General features: G+C 65.5%; 14 protein-coding genes and 2 tRNA genes. 9 read left to right on the top strand and 7 right to left on the bottom strand.

The features are described 5' to 3' along the window. Positions 1-3: 3 nt before the first annotated feature. From AC5Y30_RS07530 to rpmH, 7 genes are all read right to left on the bottom strand, one after another. Positions 4-1,020, bottom strand: a complete 1,017-nt coding sequence (locus AC5Y30_RS07530) for a ParA family protein (protein ID WP_499917446.1) — start codon at positions 1,018-1,020, stop codon at positions 4-6. Then, positions 1,017-1,754 carry a 16S rRNA (guanine(527)-N(7))-methyltransferase RsmG gene (rsmG, locus tag AC5Y30_RS07525; RefSeq protein ID WP_499917445.1) on the bottom strand — a complete coding sequence of 246 codons (738 nt, stop codon included), beginning with the start codon at positions 1,752-1,754 and terminating at the stop codon, positions 1,017-1,019. Before rsmG ends, AC5Y30_RS07530 begins: the two co-directional genes overlap by 4 nt. Before the next feature lie 73 nt (positions 1,755-1,827). Continuing rightward, positions 1,828-2,394 carry a Jag family protein gene (locus AC5Y30_RS07520; protein ID WP_499917444.1) on the bottom strand — a complete coding sequence of 189 codons (567 nt, stop codon included), beginning with the start codon at positions 2,392-2,394 and terminating at the stop codon, positions 1,828-1,830. Positions 2,395-2,474: 80 nt separating this feature from the next. After that, on the bottom strand, positions 2,475-3,563 hold the full coding sequence (gene yidC / locus AC5Y30_RS07515) for a membrane protein insertase YidC (protein ID WP_499917443.1): 1,089 nt from the start codon (positions 3,561-3,563) through the stop codon (positions 2,475-2,477). Then, the gene (gene yidD, locus AC5Y30_RS07510) at positions 3,547-3,894 is read right to left on the bottom strand and encodes a membrane protein insertion efficiency factor YidD (protein ID WP_499917442.1); all 348 of its coding nucleotides are present in this window, start codon (positions 3,892-3,894) and stop codon (positions 3,547-3,549) included. Before yidD ends, yidC begins: the two co-directional genes overlap by 17 nt. Further along, on the bottom strand, positions 3,891-4,250 hold the full coding sequence (rnpA, locus tag AC5Y30_RS07505; protein ID WP_499917441.1) for a ribonuclease P protein component: 360 nt from the start codon (positions 4,248-4,250) through the stop codon (positions 3,891-3,893). The genes yidD and rnpA overlap by 4 nt, the downstream gene beginning before the upstream one ends. Positions 4,251-4,273: 23 nt before the next feature. Then, positions 4,274-4,417: a 50S ribosomal protein L34 gene (gene rpmH / locus AC5Y30_RS07500; protein ID WP_003874369.1), complete on the bottom strand. Its 144-nt coding sequence runs from the start codon at positions 4,415-4,417 to the stop codon at positions 4,274-4,276. A gap of 594 nt (positions 4,418-5,011) precedes the next feature. Here rpmH and dnaA point away from each other — a divergent pair. From dnaA to AC5Y30_RS07455, 9 genes are all read left to right on the top strand, one after another. Next, entirely contained in the window at positions 5,012-6,547 is a 1,536-nt protein-coding gene (gene dnaA, locus AC5Y30_RS07495) for a chromosomal replication initiator protein DnaA (RefSeq protein WP_499917440.1), read from the top strand. 567 nt (positions 6,548-7,114) lie between these two features. Next, positions 7,115-8,314, top strand: a complete 1,200-nt coding sequence (gene dnaN, locus AC5Y30_RS07490; RefSeq protein ID WP_499917439.1) for a DNA polymerase III subunit beta — start codon at positions 7,115-7,117, stop codon at positions 8,312-8,314. Next, positions 8,315-9,472 carry a DNA replication/repair protein RecF gene (recF, locus tag AC5Y30_RS07485; protein WP_499917438.1) on the top strand — a complete coding sequence of 386 codons (1,158 nt, stop codon included), beginning with the start codon at positions 8,315-8,317 and terminating at the stop codon, positions 9,470-9,472. Then, complete coding sequence (locus AC5Y30_RS07480) at positions 9,469-10,026, top strand: DUF721 family protein (RefSeq protein WP_499917437.1); 558 nt, start codon at positions 9,469-9,471, stop codon at positions 10,024-10,026. The genes recF and AC5Y30_RS07480 overlap by 4 nt, the downstream gene beginning before the upstream one ends. A gap of 257 nt (positions 10,027-10,283) precedes the next feature. Then, complete coding sequence (gyrB, locus tag AC5Y30_RS07475) at positions 10,284-12,317, top strand: DNA topoisomerase (ATP-hydrolyzing) subunit B (RefSeq protein ID WP_499917436.1); 2,034 nt, start codon at positions 10,284-10,286, stop codon at positions 12,315-12,317. Between the two features lie 31 nt (positions 12,318-12,348). Further along, positions 12,349-14,865: a DNA gyrase subunit A gene (gene gyrA, locus AC5Y30_RS07470; RefSeq protein ID WP_499917435.1), complete on the top strand. Its 2,517-nt coding sequence runs from the start codon at positions 12,349-12,351 to the stop codon at positions 14,863-14,865. Positions 14,866-14,954: 89 nt separating this feature from the next. Next, positions 14,955-15,845 (top strand): DUF3566 domain-containing protein, encoded by an 891-nt coding sequence (locus tag AC5Y30_RS07465; RefSeq protein WP_499917434.1) that lies wholly within the window; start codon positions 14,955-14,957, stop codon positions 15,843-15,845. A 70-nt stretch (positions 15,846-15,915) separates the two neighbouring features. After that, positions 15,916-15,989, top strand: a tRNA-Ile gene (locus tag AC5Y30_RS07460). Positions 15,990-16,137: 148 nt separating this feature from the next. Continuing rightward, positions 16,138-16,210: transfer RNA gene (locus AC5Y30_RS07455), tRNA-Ala, on the top strand. Positions 16,211-16,437: the final 227 nt, after the last annotated feature.

Genomic DNA, 16,437 nt, shown 5'->3' with positions numbered 1-16,437 from the left:
TGGTCAGTCGCGCTCGGCGAGTTCGCGACTCGCGTCGAGGTAGCTCATCGCCCCGCGTGAGCCGGGGTCGTAATCGATGATGGTCATGCTGTAGCCCGGTGCCTCGGAAACCTTCACGCTGCGCGGAATGACCGTGCGCAACACCTTGCTCCCGAAATACCGGCGTACCTCTTCGGCGACCTGGTCCGCGAGTTTGGTGCGCCCGTCGTACATGGTCAGCACCACGGTGCTCACCTCGAGCTTTGGATTCAGGTGTGCCTTCACCATTTCGATGTTGCGCATCAATTGCGAGACACCCTCGAGGGCGTAGTACTCGCATTGGATCGGGATCATGACCTCCGGCGCGGCGACGAGCGCGTTGATGGTCAGCAGCCCGAGCGATGGCGGGCAGTCGATGAAGACGCAGTCGAAATCCAGGTTCTCGAGGTCGGCCAGTGCGGTGCGCAGCCGGTTCTCGCGCGCCACCATGCTGACCAATTCGATTTCGGCGCCGGCCAAATCGATCGTGGCCGGGATACAGAACAGGCGTTCATTGTGCGGGCTTTGCCGCAGCGCGTCGTGCACGGCGACCTCGCCGAGTAGGACCTCGTAGGAGGAGGGCGTCCCCGATTGCCGATCGGTGATGCCGAGCGCCGTGCTCGCGTTGCCCTGCGGATCGAGGTCGATGACGAGGGTCTTGAGTCCCTGTAGTGCGAGCGCGGCCGCGAGGTTGACAGCGGTCGTCGTCTTGCCGACTCCGCCCTTCTGGTTGGCAACGGTGAAGACCCGGCGCCGGGACGGCTTGCGCAGCGGCGGGTAGGTGGTGTGCAGCACCCGCATCGCGCGTTCGGCGGCCGCTCCGATCGGGGTGTCGAAATCGACCACTGTTTCACGTGAAACATTCGCCGTCGCGGTCGGCGCGGAGGCGACCGGCGGCGGTGCCGGCACGTCCGAATTCGCCGCCGCTGGGCCCGCCGCGCCCGCTCCGTGGACGCCTGCCGGCGCTTGCGAGGCCGGGGGCCAATCGCCTGAAGAAGTCATCGGTTTCCGGCCTTCCCGGTCCGTGCCGATTTGTGGTGCGGCGGCTTTCCGCGTCGCGCTGAAACTACGGTTGCGGGGGGACGCAAATAGTTCGCGCCACATGTCACCACCCTGACATCAGCGGCGCCCGATGCTGTCATCACACGCCGGAATTGTTCAACTTCATCGAAGGCCCGCTCCCCCTTGATGGCGAGCATCCGCCCGGCGGGCCGCAATAACGGCAAGCTCCACTTCGTCAACTTGTCCAACGACGCAACCGCTCGCGACACCGCAGCATCCCTCTCCCCGAACCGGTTACGCACTCCCGGTTCCTCCGCACGGCCTCGGACCACCTCGACGGCTAACCCTAGTTCGTCGGCGACCTCGTTGAGAAATTCGCTACGCCGCAGCAGGGGCTCGAGCAACACGACCTCGATATCGGGCCGCGCGATCGCCAGCGGTATCCCCGGCAGCCCCGCCCCGCTGCCGATGTCGACAATGCGCTCGCCCCGGTCGAGGAGCTCGGCGAGTACCGCGCTATTGAGAATGTGGCGGTCCCAAATGCGGTCGACTTCGCGCGGGCCGAGCAGCCCACGTTCCACACCCGCGGTAGCGAGAATTTCCGCATACCGTCGTGCAATTTCGAACCGGTCGCCGAAGATTGCGGCTGCGGCGTCTTCGCCGCTGTGGTTCCCGGCGTCCGCCGAGCGGTCCGCCCCGGGGTTCGTGGGGCCGCCATGTTTCACGTGAAACATCCTCTAGTCGGTGCGCACGACTGACGCAGGCCGGCGGACGACGGGAAAACTACACCGCTGTAACTCTGTGGGGTCAGCCGCGCAGGACGACCACGCGACGCGCGGGCTCAACGCCCTCGCTCTCGCTGTGCACCCCCGAGACCGCGGCGACAGCGTCGTGCACGATCTTGCGTTCGAACGGCGTCATCGGCGCAAGCTCTTCGCGCTCGCCGGATTCGAGCACCCGGCGCGCGACCTTGTCGCCCAGCGCCGCCAGCTCCTCCCGCCTCCGCCGGCGCCAGCTCGCGATGTCGAGCATCAATCGGCTTCGCACTCCGGTCTTTTGGTGCACCGCCAGTCGGGTGAGTTCCTGGAGCGCGTCGAGAACCTCGCCGCCGCGACCCACCAACTTGTTCAAGTCGTCGCTGCCATCGATGCTTACGACGGCGCGGCTGCCCTCGACGTCCAAGTCGATGTCGCCGTCGAAGTCCAACAGGTCCAACAACTCTTCGAGGTAGTCGCCGGCTATCTCTCCCTCGGCGACCAACCGCTCCTCCAGGTCATCGATCTCCTCCGAACCGGCATCTGCGGCATCTTCGGCGGCCGATCGTGTGTCGATCTCCGTATCAACGTCGCGCTCGGTGGTGTCGGCGTCTGCCATGTCTTCTCTCCTCAATCCATGGGCCCCAGCCCAATTCGGATCGCCCTGTGCGGGCGGCCCTGATAGCTATTCCGCCCGTATCAGCGTTTGCGTTTTTTCGGTCTGGCCCCGGGCCGCGGCGTGCGGTTGCTCGGGCCCCCGCTCGCGTCAGGTGCCGGGCCGTCAGCCACATCGGCATCTGTCGCCGCGGGCGCGTCGGTGTCGCCGTCGGCCGCCGGCGAACCGTTTCCGGTCGGCGATGCCGCCTTGGGATTCCGCTTCGGCTTGGCACCCGGCGCCGGCGCATTCGCCGCCCGGCGCTGGATCGCTTCCTGCTTCTTGGCTTCGTCCTCTTTCTCGATCATCCCGAAGACGTAGTGCTGCTGCCCGAATGTCCAGATGTTGTTCGCGAACCAGTACAGGATGATCGCGAGCGGAAGGAACGGCCCACCGACCACGACGCCGAGCGGGAACACGTACAGCGCGAGCTTGTTCATCATCGCGGTCTGCGGGTTGGCCGCCGCCTCCGGACTCTGCCGCGCGACCGACGCCCGGCTGTTGAAGTAGGTCGCGACACCGGCCAGGATCATCACCGGCAGGCCCACCGCGATGACGGCCGGCCGGCTGAAGAAGGTGAACGCATCCAACCCCGTGCGCTGCGTCATGAAGGCGCCGATCGGTGCGCCGAACAAGTTGGCGTCCAGGAAGTGCCCGACGTCCGTCGGGGTGAAGACGTAGTTTCCGGTCAACCGGTTCTGCGCCACCGACAGGTGGGGCTGCCCGAAGCCGCCGGTGGTCCGGTTGAACGAGCGCAGCACGTGATACAGACCGATGAACACCGGGATCTGCGCCAACATCGGCAGGCATCCCAGGATCGGGTTGAAGCCATGTTCGCGCTGAAGCTTCTGCATCTCGAGCGCCATGCGCTGGCGATCCTTGCCGTACTTCTTCTGCAGCGCCTTGATCTGCGGCTGCAGCTCCTGCATCTGGCGAGTGGTGCGGATCTGCCGAACGAAAGGCTTGTAGAGCAGCGCGCGCAGGCTGAAGACCAAGAACATCACCGACAGCGCCCAGGCGAAGAAGTTCGACGGCCCCAGCAGGGAGGCGAACAACTTGTACCAGACCCACATGATCCACGACACCGGGTAGTAGACGAAGTCGAGGCTGAAGAAATCAAACAAAGGATCCACTCTCCCCTCGCGACGCTCGGACAGCCCGGGCGTCGCTGGCATCTTGGCAATTCACGTGGCTTCCGGGGCGGTCCGGTATCGGATCCCATCCGCCGTCATGCCATGGTCCGCACTTGGCGAGTCTGGCCGCAGCCAACCAGCTCCCCCGAATCAGGCCGTACTCGTTGAGCGCATCGACCGCGTACTGGCTGCAGGTCGGGACGAAGCGACAGGTCGCCGGGCGTAGCGGCGACACCATATGCCGGTACAGCTGGATCAGAAAAATCACGCCGCGCGCGGCCAGCCTTCCGGTCGCATGGGCGAACGCGCGCGGCCGCGCCCACGCGGTCACGACGGGCTCCCCGCCGTTGGCACTCGTCGCAGACAGCGGCGCAGCTCCTGCTCGAGTCGGGCCGAGGAGGCGGTCCGGCTGCTCGGCAGCGCGCGGATCACCAACTGATCAGATTGGCCGAGCTCTCCCAGCAGGGTGCGGGCGACATGCCGCAGCCGGCGAGCGACGCGATGCCGTTCGACGGCGGATCCGACGGGCTTGCCCACCACCAATCCGACGCGCGGCGCGCGGGTTTCATCGCAGTCCGACCCCCGGCGAAGGTGCACGACGACGTCCGGCTGCGCCAGACGAATCCCGTGCTTCACCGTCGCGTCAAAGTCAATTGACCGCGTCATGCGGTTGCGTGCGGGAAGCACCGCTGAAAAACCTGACGCTGCGATCAGGCAGAGAGCGCGCGGCGACCCTTGCGGCGGCGACCGGACACGATCGCGCGCCCGGCACGTGTACGCATCCGCAAGCGGAAGCCATGCACGCGGGCTCGGCGCCGGTTATTCGGCTGGAAGGTCCGCTTGCCCTTGGCCACGACGTTCTCCTCGTTGTGCTGCCATCCGGCCGCTCAGACGTTTCGCATCGGGCGCGTCTGCGGTTCGACCGGAGGTGGTCTTGGTGCTGCTGGCCGGCGCGGTCCCCAGGTGGTTCGGGTCGCAGCCGTATCGCCGACTTTCGGGCGACTGTTTGAGGGTACTGACGAGCCTTCGCCTGGTCAAACCTGGCTTGCCACAACGAACCCGCGGCGTGGCGAGAAGAAAGATTTCCGTTTCGATCACACTCGCCGCGGCCGTGGCTACCATAACGAGCCGAAGCAAGCCCCACGTACCCTAAACGACCCGATTGGAATGCGGCAGAACTGTTGGCAGCCGAACGGAAAACTGTTAGCTTCTGCGAAGTCGTTTTAGACGACAAGCGGCGCTCGGCAACGAAGCGAGGATGGTGGATCGACTAGCTGAGACAACCCCTCGAGGTTCTCTTTCAGCGCGGAGATCGCGAGCCGGCCAGTAGGCTGTGGCTCGCCTACGATCATCCTGTCCACACCTGTGTATAACTATGTGGACAGTTGTTTTGTCACCAAGCGCGGTGTAATCGGGTCGGGACGTTCGAGAACCAGGGAGATGCGTCGTTGACCGATGACCCCGGTTCCAGTTTCACGACAGTGTGGAATGCGGTCGTTTCCGAACTCAACGGGGAACCCACCGCAGACGGCATGGCCGCCAATCGCGCGACCCTTGTCACTCCCCTCACTCCGCAGCAACGAGCGTGGCTCAATCTGGTCCGCCCGCTGACCATCGTCGAGGGATTCGCCCTGCTGTCGGTGCCGAGCAGTTTCGTGCAAAACGAGATCGAAAGACATCTCAGGGCCCCGATCACCGACGCGCTCAGCCGCCGGCTCGGGCAGCAGATCCAGCTGGGAGTCCGCATCGCTCCCCCGCCCGACGACGTGGACGACGCGCTCATCCCGCCGGCGGAACCGTTCCCCGGATCCGACCAGCCCTTCCCCGCCGACGACGCGGCCGTCGACACCGAGGAAGCTTTCGAAAACAGCGAAACCGTCAACGACAACCAGCCGGGCTGGCCCAACTACTTCACCGAGCGTCCGCACGCGATCGATCCGGCCGTGGCCGCCGGAACGAGCCTCAACCGCCGCTACACGTTCGACACCTTCGTCATCGGCGCCTCCAACCGGTTCGCTCACGCCGCCGCCCTGGCGATCGCGGAAGCGCCGGCCCGGGCCTACAACCCGCTGTTCATCTGGGGTGAGTCCGGTCTGGGCAAGACCCATCTACTGCACGCCGCCGGGAATTACGCGCAGCGGCTCTTCCCGGGGATGCGGGTCAAGTACGTCTCCACCGAGGAATTCACCAACGACTTCATCAACTCGCTCCGCGACGACCGCAAGGTCGCGTTCAAGCGCAGCTACCGCGACGTCGACGTGCTGCTCGTCGATGACATTCAGTTCATCGAGGGCAAGGAAGGTATCCAGGAGGAGTTCTTCCACACCTTCAACACCCTGCATAACGCCAACAAACAGATCGTCATCTCGTCGGACCGGCCGCCCAAACAGCTGGCCACTCTCGAAGACCGGCTCAGAACGCGGTTCGAGTGGGGCTTGATCACCGATGTGCAGCCCCCCGAGCTGGAAACGCGCATCGCCATCTTGCGCAAGAAGGCTCAGATGGAGCGCCTGGCGGTCCCCGACGACGTGCTGGAACTCATCGCCAGCAGCATCGAACGCAACATACGAGAGCTCGAGGGAGCCCTCATTCGGGTGACCGCATTCGCCTCGCTGAACAAAACGCCGATCGACAAGGCGCTGGCCGAGATCGTGCTGCGCGACCTCATCGCCGATGCCAGCACCATGCAGATCAGCGCGGCCACCATCATGGCCGCTACCGCCGAATACTTCGACACCACCGTGGAGGAACTCCGCGGCCCGGGGAAGACCCGGGCGCTGGCGCAGTCGCGCCAGATCGCCATGTATCTGTGCCGCGAACTCACCGATCTCTCACTGCCCAAGATCGGGCAGGCCTTCGGCCGCGATCACACGACGGTCATGTACGCGCAACGCAAGATCTTGTCCGAGATGGCCGAGCGGCGTGAGGTTTTTGATCACGTCAAGGAGCTGACCACTCGCATCCGCCAGCGCTCCAAGCGCTGAGTCCTCCTCTCCCCAGCGCCGCGGAACGAGCGATTTTCGGGCTTCGGCCGCCCGTGTTCGGAATTTTTTCGAGAAACTTCACGCGCGTCTGTCACACGAGTCCCACCGAGGGCATGTGGGCAGGGCTGTGCACAACGCGATTAATCAACCGTGTATCAACGCCGCCGGGGTGCACAGCCGTCGTTCGTCCCCACCCGCCCAACACGTCACCCACAGGCGTTCACTGTGCGATGCACAACCCGATCGTGGCGCTAGCTGCACCAAGGCGATGCTGTCCCCAGAATGCACAGGACTTAATACTGGTACTGAGATATCTTCATCGGTTCTTCTTTGAAATACAGGCTTGGGGACGCGCCGTGCAGATCCGTCGTCCGGGCCTTCGTCGGGCCGGGTTGTCGGGCTTTGCGATTAGCTTTCAAGATGGCGTCGAAGGATCTACGGTTGTTCTTCGACTGCCGTTGCGGTCGTCGTTGGCATTACCGCCATCGGCGTTCGTGGCGGAGCCCCGTGCTAGCGGGGGCGGCTAGCCAATTGGATTCGAAAACGCTGGGTAGGTGAAGGGACGCTATGGACGCGGCGACGACAACGGCTGGCCTCAGCGACTTGAAATTTCGTTTGGTGCGGGAGTCTTTCGCAGACGCGGTGTCATGGGTGGCGAAGAATCTGCCGTCCAGGCCTGCCGTGCCCGTGCTTTCCGGTGTGCTGCTGTCGGGGACCGACGAGGGCCTGACGATCTCCGGATTCGATTACGAGGTTTCCGCCGAAGCGCAGGTTGCAGCCGAAATAGCTTCTCCGGGAAGCGTTTTGGTATCCGGTCGGCTGCTGTCGGACATCGTGCGGGCGTTGCCCAACAAACCGATCGACTTCTACGTCGACGGTAACCGGGTGGCGCTGCATTGCGGAAACGCCAGGTTCTCGCTGCCGACGATGGCCGTTGAGGATTACCCGACGTTGCCGGCGCTGCCGGAGGAGACCGGGACGTTGCCCGCTGATCTGTTCGCCGAAGCGATCAGCCAGGTTGCCATCGCGGCCGGCCGTGACGACACGTTGCCGATGCTGACCGGGATCAGGGTGGAGATCTCCGGGGACACGGTGGTTTTGGCAGCCACCGACAGGTTCCGTTTGGCAGTCCGTGAGCTGACTTGGTCGGCGGCCTCGCCCGACATCGACGCCGCGGTCCTGGTCCCGGCCAAGACGCTGGCCGAAGCCGCCCGAACCGGCGCCGACGGCTCCGAGGTCCGCTTGTCGTTGGGCGCGGGATCGGGCGTCGGAAAAGACGGATTGCTCGGCATCAGCGGTAACGGCAAGCGCAGCACCACGCGCCTACTCGATGCCGAATTCCCGAAGTTCCGTCAGTTGCTGCCGGCCGAGCACACGGCGGTCGCGACCATCGATGTGGCGGAGCTGACGGAGGCCATCAAGCTCGTCGCACTGGTGGCCGACCGGGGCGCGCAGGTCCGGATGGAATTCACCGAGGGGTCGCTGCGGCTATCCGCCGGCGCCGACGACGTCGGCCGCGCCGAGGAAGATCTGGCGGTCGATTTCGTCGGAGAGCCGCTGACGATCGCGTTCAACCCGACGTATCTGACCGACGGGCTGGGATCGGTCCATTCCGAGCGGGTGTCTTTTGGTTTCACGACTCCGGGCAAACCGGCGTTGCTGCGCCCGGCGTTGAGCGACGACAGCCACCCGACGGGCACGGGCCCCTACAGCGCCCTACCGACCGATTACGTCTACTTGTTGATGCCTGTCCGGTTGCCTGGCTAGGTGTACGTCCGGCATTTGGGACTGCGCGATTTCCGGTCCTGGGCACACGCCGACCTCGAATTGCAGCCTGGTCGGACGGTCTTCATCGGATCCAACGGCTTTGGGAAGACGAATCTTCTTGAGGCACTGTGGTATTCGAGCACCATGGGCTCCCATCGGGTGGGAACGGACGCGCCGTTGATCCGCGCCGGTGCCGACCGCGCCGTGGTTTCCACGATCGTGGTCAACGACGGCCGGGAGTGCGCGGTCGATCTGGAGATCGCGGCGGGCCGGGCCAAGAAGGCCCGGCTGAACCGCTCACCGGTGCGCAGCACCCGCGAGGTGATCGGGGTGTTGCGCGCGGTGTTGTTCGCTCCCGAAGACCTCTCCCTGGTCCGGGGTGACCCGTCGGACCGGCGGCGCTACCTCGACGACTTGGCGACTGTTCGCAGACCGGCGGTGGCCGCGGTGCGCGCCGACTACGACAAAGTCCTGCGGCAGCGCACCGCGCTGTTGAAATCCCTGTCCGGCGTCCGCTATCGCGGCGACCAGAGCGCACTGGACACTCTCGACGTCTGGGACAGCCGCCTCGCCGAGCACGGTGCCCAATTGATGGCCGCCCGCATCGGTTTGGTGAACCAATTGGCACCCGAGGTGGAGAAGGCCTATCAGCTGTTGGCCCCCGGATCGCGTGCCGCTTCCATCGGCTATCGATCCAGCCTGGGTGCCGGCGCCGCGGCGGATATCGCCGATGCCGACCGTGACTTCCTGGAAGCCGCCTTGCTGACGGCCTTGTCGGCGCGCCGCGATGCGGAGCTGGAACGCGGCATGTGCCTCGTCGGGCCACACCGCGACGATCTGGAATTGTGGCTCGGCGACCAGCCCGCGAAAGGCTTTGCCAGCCATGGGGAATCGTGGTCGTTGGCGTTGTCGTTGCGGCTGGCCGCCTACGAGTTGCTGCGAACCGAAGACAGCGAACCGGTGTTGTTGCTCGACGACGTGTTCGCCGAACTCGACGCCGCCCGCCGCCGCGCGCTGGCCACGGTGGCCGAATCGGCCGAACAGGTGTTGGTCACGGCGGCTGTGCTCGAAGACATTCCGGCGGGCTGGGATGCCAGGCAGATCTATGTCGACCTGCGCGACAGCGACGCCGGGCGGGTATCGGAGATGCGCTCATGACCGGCGGGGACGAAGGGTCGCCTCGCACCGAGCCGTCGAACGCCCTGAGCGGGATCGATTTGGTCCGGCGCACCCTCGAGGAAGCGCGCGCGGCGGCCCGAGCTCAGGGGAAAGACGCCGGCCGCGGCCGCGCGGCCGCCCCCGCCCCGCGCCGTGTGGCGGGCCAGCGACGCAGTTGGTCTGGACCGGGTCCCGATGCCCGCGATCCCCAGCCCCTGGGCAGGCTGGCGCGTGATTTGGCGAAGAAACGCGGTTGGTCGGCCCAAGTCGCCGAGGGGACGGTGCTCGGCAACTGGGCGACCGTCGTCGGCCACCAGATCGCCGACCACGCCGCACCGACCGCCCTGAAGGACGGGGTGCTCAGCGTGGCTGCCGAATCGACGGCGTGGGCCACCCAATTGCGGATGATCCAGTCACAGTTACTGGCCAAGATCGCGGCCGCCGTCGGCAACGGAGTGGTGACGTCGCTGAAAATCACCGGCCCGGCCGCGCCCTCGTGGCGCAAGGGGCCGCGCCACATCGCTGGACGGGGCCCGCGCGACACCTACGGTTAGGGGGTCGACGACCCGGCCGCGGATCCCCAGACGCGGGTTTGTCCACAGCCCCTGAAATCCGCCAGGACGACGCGGACCCCCTCGACATACGTCGGGACGCGGCCAGAATAGAGAAATCGTCCGCACGGCGCGGTTAGCTGGGTAGAAACGCGCCCAGAATATCGGTGCGGGCGGGTGCTCACGCTAGACTGACGGGATGCGACTGTTGCGGTGATCAGGAACCGCCCGCATGAAACCCCAAGGAGAGCATTCCGACCGTGGCTGCCCAGAAGAAGAAGGCACAAGACGAATACGGCGCTTCGGCGATCACCGTGCTCGAAGGCCTCGAGGCCGTCCGCAAACGCCCCGGCATGTACATCGGATCCACCGGAGAGCGTGGCCTGCACCACCTCATCTGGGAGGTGGTGGACAACTCGGTCGACGAGGCGATGGCCGGCTACGCCGACAAGGTCGACGTCCGCATCCTCGGGGATGGCAGCGTCGAGGTCTCCGACAACGGCCGCGGCATTCCGGTGGCGATGCACGCGACCGGTGCCCCCACCGTGGACGTGGTGATGACGCAACTACACGCCGGCGGCAAGTTCGGCGGTGAGAACAGCGGCTACAACGTCAGCGGTGGTCTGCACGGCGTCGGTGTGTCGGTGGTCAACGCGCTCTCGACGCGCCTCGAGGTGGACATCGCCCGCGACGGCCACGAATGGTCGCAATATTACGACCGCGCCGTGCCCGGCACCCTCAAACAGGGCGAGGCCACCAAGCGCACCGGCACGACCATCCGATTCTGGGCCGATCCCGAGATCTTCGAGACCACCGAGTACGACTTCGAGACCGTCGCGCGCCGGCTGCAGGAAATGGCTTTCCTCAACAAGGGGCTGACGATCAACCTCACCGACGAGCGGGTGAGCGACGAAGAGGTCGTCGACGAGGTCGTCAGCGACACCGCCGAAGCGCCCAAGTCCGCGCAGGAAAAAGCCGCGGAATCCACTGCGCCACATAAGGTCAAGCACCGCACCTTCCACTACCCCGGTGGGCTCGTCGACTTCGTCAAGCACATCAACCGCACCAAAAGCCCGATCCAGCAGAGCATCATCGACTTCGACGGCAAGGGTCCGGGCCACGAGGTCGAAATCGCGATGCAGTGGAACGGCGGCTACTCGGAATCGGTGCACACCTTCGCCAACACCATCAACACCCACGAGGGTGGTACCCACGAAGAGGGCTTCCGCAGCGCCCTGACGACGGTGGTCAACAAGTACGCCAAAGACAAGAAGCTGCTCAAGGACAAGGATCCGAACCTCACCGGCGATGACATCCGCGAGGGCCTGGCCGCGGTGATCTCGGTCAAGGTCAGCGAACCGCAATTCGAGGGCCAGACCAAGACCAAACTGGGCAACACCGAAGTCAAGTCGTTCGTACAGAAGGTCTGCAACGAACAACTCACGCATTGGTTCGAAGCCAACCCCGCGGACGCCAAGGTCGTGGTCAACAAAGCCGTGTCGTCGGCCCAGGCCCGCATCGCCGCCCGCAAAGCGCGAGAGTTGGTCCGCCGCAAGAGCGCCACCGACCTCGGCGGGCTGCCAGGCAAGCTCGCCGACTGCCGCTCCACCGACCCGCGCAAGTCGGAGTTGTATGTGGTGGAGGGTGATTCGGCCGGCGGCTCGGCCAAGAGCGGTCGTGACTCGATGTTCCAGGCCATCCTGCCGCTGCGCGGCAAGATCATCAACGTGGAGAAGGCCCGCATCGACCGGGTTCTGAAGAACACCGAAGTCCAGGCGATCATCACCGCGCTGGGCACCGGCATTCACGACGAGTTCGACATCACCAAGCTGCGTTATCACAAGATCGTGCTGATGGCCGACGCGGACGTGGACGGGCAGCACATCTCGACATTGCTGTTGACGCTGTTGTTCCGGTTCATGCGGCCGCTGATCGAGAACGGACACGTGTTCTTGGCGCAGCCGCCCCTGTACAAGCTGAAGTGGCAGCGCAGCGACCCCGAATTCGCCTACTCCGACCGCGAGCGCGACGGGTTGCTCGCCGAGGGCCGCAAGGCCGGCAAGAAGATCAACGCCGAGGACGGCATTCAGCGCTACAAGGGTCTGGGCGAGATGGATGCCAAGGAGTTGTGGGAGACCACGATGGACCCGTCGGTGCGGGTGCTGCGCCAGATCACCCTCGACGACGCCGCCGCGGCCGACGAGTTGTTCTCGATCCTGATGGGCGAGGACGTCGACGCCCGCCGCAGCTTCATCACCCGCAACGCCAAAGATGTTCGCTTCTTGGATGTTTAAGACGTACCCGTCTAACTCGAACGAGGAATAGATGACAGACACCACGCTGCCGCCCGGCGGCGATGCCGCCGACCGCATCGAGCCGGTCGATATCCAGCAGGAGATGCAGCGCAGCTACATCGACTATGCGATGAGCGTGATCGTCGGCCGGGCGCTGCCCGAAGTCCGGGACGGCCTCAAGCCTGTGCACCGCCGGGTGCTCTACGCAATGTTCGACTCGGGCTTCCGCCCGGACCGTGGCCACGCGAAGTCGGCCCGCTCGGTCGCCGAGACGATGGGTAACTACCACCCGCACGGCGACTCGTCGATCTACGACACCCTGGTCCGGATGGCGCAGCCGTGGTCGCTGCGCTACCCGTTGGTCGACGGGCAGGGCAACTTCGGCTCGCCGGGTAATGACCCGCCGGCCGCAATGCGCTATACCGAGGCGCGACTCACCCCGCTCGCGATGGAGATGCTGCGTGAAATCGACGAGGAGACAGTCGATTTCATCCCCAATTATGACGGCCGCGTGCAGGAACCGACCGTGCTGCCCAGCCGGTTCCCCAACCTGCTGGCCAACGGCTCCGGCGGTATCGCGGTCGGCATGGCGACCAACATCCCGCCGCACAACCTGCGGGAGTTGGCCGAAGCCGTCTACTGGTGCCTGGACAACCACGAGGCCGACGAAGAGGCCACACTGGCCGCGGTCTGCGAGCGGGTCAAGGGCCCGGACTTCCCCACCTACGGCCTGATCGTCGGGTCGCAAGGCATCCACGACGCATACAACACCGGCCGCGGCTCCATCCGGATGCGCGGAGTCGTTGAGGTGGAAGAAGATTCACGCGGCCGCACCTCGCTGGTGATCACCGAGCTGCCGTACCAGGTGAACCACGACAACTTCATCACCTCGATCGCCGAGCAGGTCCGCGACGGCAAGCTGGCCGGCATCTCGAACATCGAAGACCAGTCCAGCGACCGGGTCGGTCTGCGCATCGTGGTGGAGATCAAGCGCGACGCCGTGGCCAAGGTGGTGCTGAACAACCTCTACAAGCACACCCAGCTGCAGACCAGCTTCGGCGCGAACATGCTGTCGATCGTCGACGGGGTGCCGCGCACGCTGCGGCTCGACCAGATGATCCGCTACTACGTCGCGCATCAACTCGACGTCATCATCCGGCGTACCACCTATCGGTTGCGCAAGGCGAACGAACGCGCACACATCTTGCGCGGTCTGGTCAAAGCGCTCGACGCGCTCGACGAGGTGATCGCCCTGATCCGGGCGTCGGAGACCGTGGAGATCGCGCGGGCCGGTCTGATCGAGCTGCTGGACATCGACGAGATTCAGGCCCAGGCCATCCTGGACATGCAGCTGCGCCGGTTGGCCGCCCTGGAGCGCCAGCGCATCATCGACGACCTGGCCAAGATCGAAGCCGAGATCGCCGACCTGGAAGACATCCTGGCCAAGCCCGAGCGGCAGCGCCGGATCGTGCACGACGAGCTCGCCGAGATCGTCGACAAGCACGGCGACGAGCGTCGTACCCGGATCATCGCCGCCGACGGTGACGTCGCAGACGAGGACCTGATCGCCCGCGAAGACGTGGTGGTCACCATCACCGAGACCGGCTACGCCAAGCGGACCAAGACCGACCTGTACCGCAGCCAGAAGCGCGGCGGCAAGGGGGTTCAGGGCGCCGGGTTGAAGCAGGACGACATCGTGCGGCACTTCTTTGTGTGCTCGACGCACGACTGGATCCTGTTCTTCACCACCCAGGGCCGCGTGTATCGCGCCAAGGCCTACGACCTTCCGGAGGCCTCGCGGACCGCTCGCGGTCAGCACGTCGCGAACCTACTGGCCTTCCAGCCCGAGGAGCGGATCGCTCAGGTCATCCAGATCAAGAGCTACGAGGACGCGCCCTATCTGGTGCTGGCCACCCGCAACGGTCTGGTGAAGAAGACCAAGCTGACCGATTTCGACTCGAACCGGTCGGGCGGGATCGTGGCGGTCAACCTGCGCGACGGCGACGAGCTGGTCGGTGCGGTGCTCTGCTCCGCCGAGGATGACCTGCTTCTGGTGTCGGCCAACGGCCAGTCCATCCGGTTCTCGGCGACCGACGAAGCGCTGCGCCCGATGGGCCGCGCCACGTCCGGCGTCCAGGGCATGCGGTTCAACGCCGACGACTACCTGTTGTCACTCAACGTCGTCCGCGAAGACACCTACCTGCTGGTGGCGACGTCGGGCGGATACGCCAAGCGAACCGCGATCGAGGAGTATCCGGTGCAGGGCCGCGGCGGCAAGGGAGTCCTGACGGTGATGTACGACCGCCGGCGTGGCAGGCTGGTCGGTGCGTTGATTGTCGATGAGGACAGCGAGCTCTACGCAATCACCTCGGGAGGCGGCGTCATCCGGACCGCAGCGGGCCAGGTCCGCAAGGCGGGACGGCAGACCAAAGGCGTGCGCCTGATGAACCTGGGTGAGGAGAACACGCTGTTGGCCATCGCCCGCAACGCCGAAGAAAACGCGGACGAGGTCGTCGAGCAAAGCGACGGTGCGGAGTCAGATAGTTAGTCGGTAGCGAGCCACTAGACTCAGCCCGACCAGACATAACGCGACTGCCACCGCCTGGGCGGCCTGGGTAGCTGACCAAAGGAGTCGGGGTGACCTCACCGAACGAGCCGGGCACCCCCAAGCAGGGGGATGGCCCCAACGGGGATGGTTCGGCCGAACGCGCCGGTGCGCGCCACGGGGCGCCGCCCGCACAGGCGGGCCGCGCTCAGGAGGGCGGGGATGGACCACCGTGGCAGCGCAGTGGTGCCCGGCCGCAGGACCCAGGCCCTCGCCAGAACGAGCCGTTCACCGAGAAGCGACCACCGGGCCAGGCGGGCGGCGTCGAAGGCCGGTTGAACCGATTCATCTCCGGCACCGCGGCGCCGGGGGCCGGGGCCGGATCGCATGCCAAAGAGCCGGAGCCCGCGGCCACCCGCGGTGAACATTCGCCGACCGAGGCCTACGCCAGCGAATTACCCGACCTGTCCGGCCCGGTGCCGCGTGGCCCGCACCGCAAGCCCGCCCCCGAGCGGGCCGCGGAATCACCGGCCTCATCGGCGGGACGTCCGGCCGCCGGCGAAACCCGGGAGGGCCGAGAAAACCGCGATAGCCGGTTGCAGGTATCACGCCGCACGCGCGGCCCGGTGCGCGCCAGCATGCAGATCCGCCGCATCGATCCGTGGAGCACGTTGAAGGTGTCGCTGCTGCTCTCGGTGGCGCTGTTCTTCGTCTGGATGATCGCCGTCGCATTCCTGTACCTCGTGCTCGGCGGCATGGGCGTGTGGTCGAAGTTGAACAGCAACGTCGGTGACTTACTGAACAACACCAGCGGCAGCAGCGGCGAACTGGTGTCCAGCGGCACCATTTTCGGCGGGGCCGTTCTGATCGGGCTGGTGAACATTGTGCTGCTGACCGCGGCGGCCACCATCGCCGCATTCGTCTACAACCTGACGACCGATCTGATCGGCGGCATCGAGGTCACGTTGGCGGACCGCGACTAGCATGGGTGCTGCAATTTTGGGAGTCGGACGGGGATTGCGGTAATCTCGTCGCTCGGCCGTACGCGAGTACGGGCCTATAGCTCAGGCGGTTAGAGCGCTTCGCTGATAACGAAGAGGTCGGAGGTTCGAGTCCTCCTAGGCCCACAACCATGTGCCCGTCAAGACGTTGCGTAAGACTCGCACTGCCGCTGGGACTTATCGCCGTATTGGCGGCGGTGGCGTGGTCGCGACGTGGAGTCGAGGTCTGGCACGTGGCTGTGGATGACCAAGGTCAGCCACTCGGTCACGATGAGGGGCCTTAGCTCAGTTGGTAGAGCACCGCCTTTGCAAGGCGGGTGTCAGGGGTTCGATTCCCCTAGGCTCCACAAGTCTCACGCGCAGCGACGGGCCGACCGCCTTCTAGTTAACTCTTGTCTCGCACATAACCTGGGTTTCCGGATACCCCCGCGGACCCGTGGTGATCAGCTAACATGCCCGACAACTGACCGGTCGCTACCGAGCGATAAGGCAGCCCATAGCGCAAACTCCACCTTCGCGGGGAGGAGGAAACGGCTTTGTTCGGGCCAGTTCGTCATCGGGTGTGGACTCAGGA

Source organism: Mycobacterium sp. NGS27, assembly GCF_059813005.1.
The sequence above is the reverse complement of the archived record's forward strand: the minus strand, read 5'-3'. Positions and strand labels throughout refer to the sequence as shown.

Bases quoted from the DNA above. Each gene is read 5' to 3' on its own strand.
- gyrA (WP_499917435.1), top strand. From the start codon at position 12,349: ATGACAGACACCACGCTGCCGCCCGGCGGCGATGCCGCCGACCGCATC.
- rsmG (WP_499917445.1), bottom strand. From the start codon at position 1,754: ATGTTTCACGTGAAACATGGCGGCCCCACGAACCCCGGGGCGGACCGC.
- AC5Y30_RS07520 (WP_499917444.1), bottom strand. From the start codon at position 2,394: ATGGCAGACGCCGACACCACCGAGCGCGACGTTGATACGGAGATCGAC.
- dnaN (WP_499917439.1), top strand. From the start codon at position 7,115: ATGGACGCGGCGACGACAACGGCTGGCCTCAGCGACTTGAAATTTCGT.
- AC5Y30_RS07480 (WP_499917437.1), top strand. From the start codon at position 9,469: ATGACCGGCGGGGACGAAGGGTCGCCTCGCACCGAGCCGTCGAACGCC.
- AC5Y30_RS07530 (WP_499917446.1), bottom strand. From the start codon at position 1,020: ATGACTTCTTCAGGCGATTGGCCCCCGGCCTCGCAAGCGCCGGCAGGC.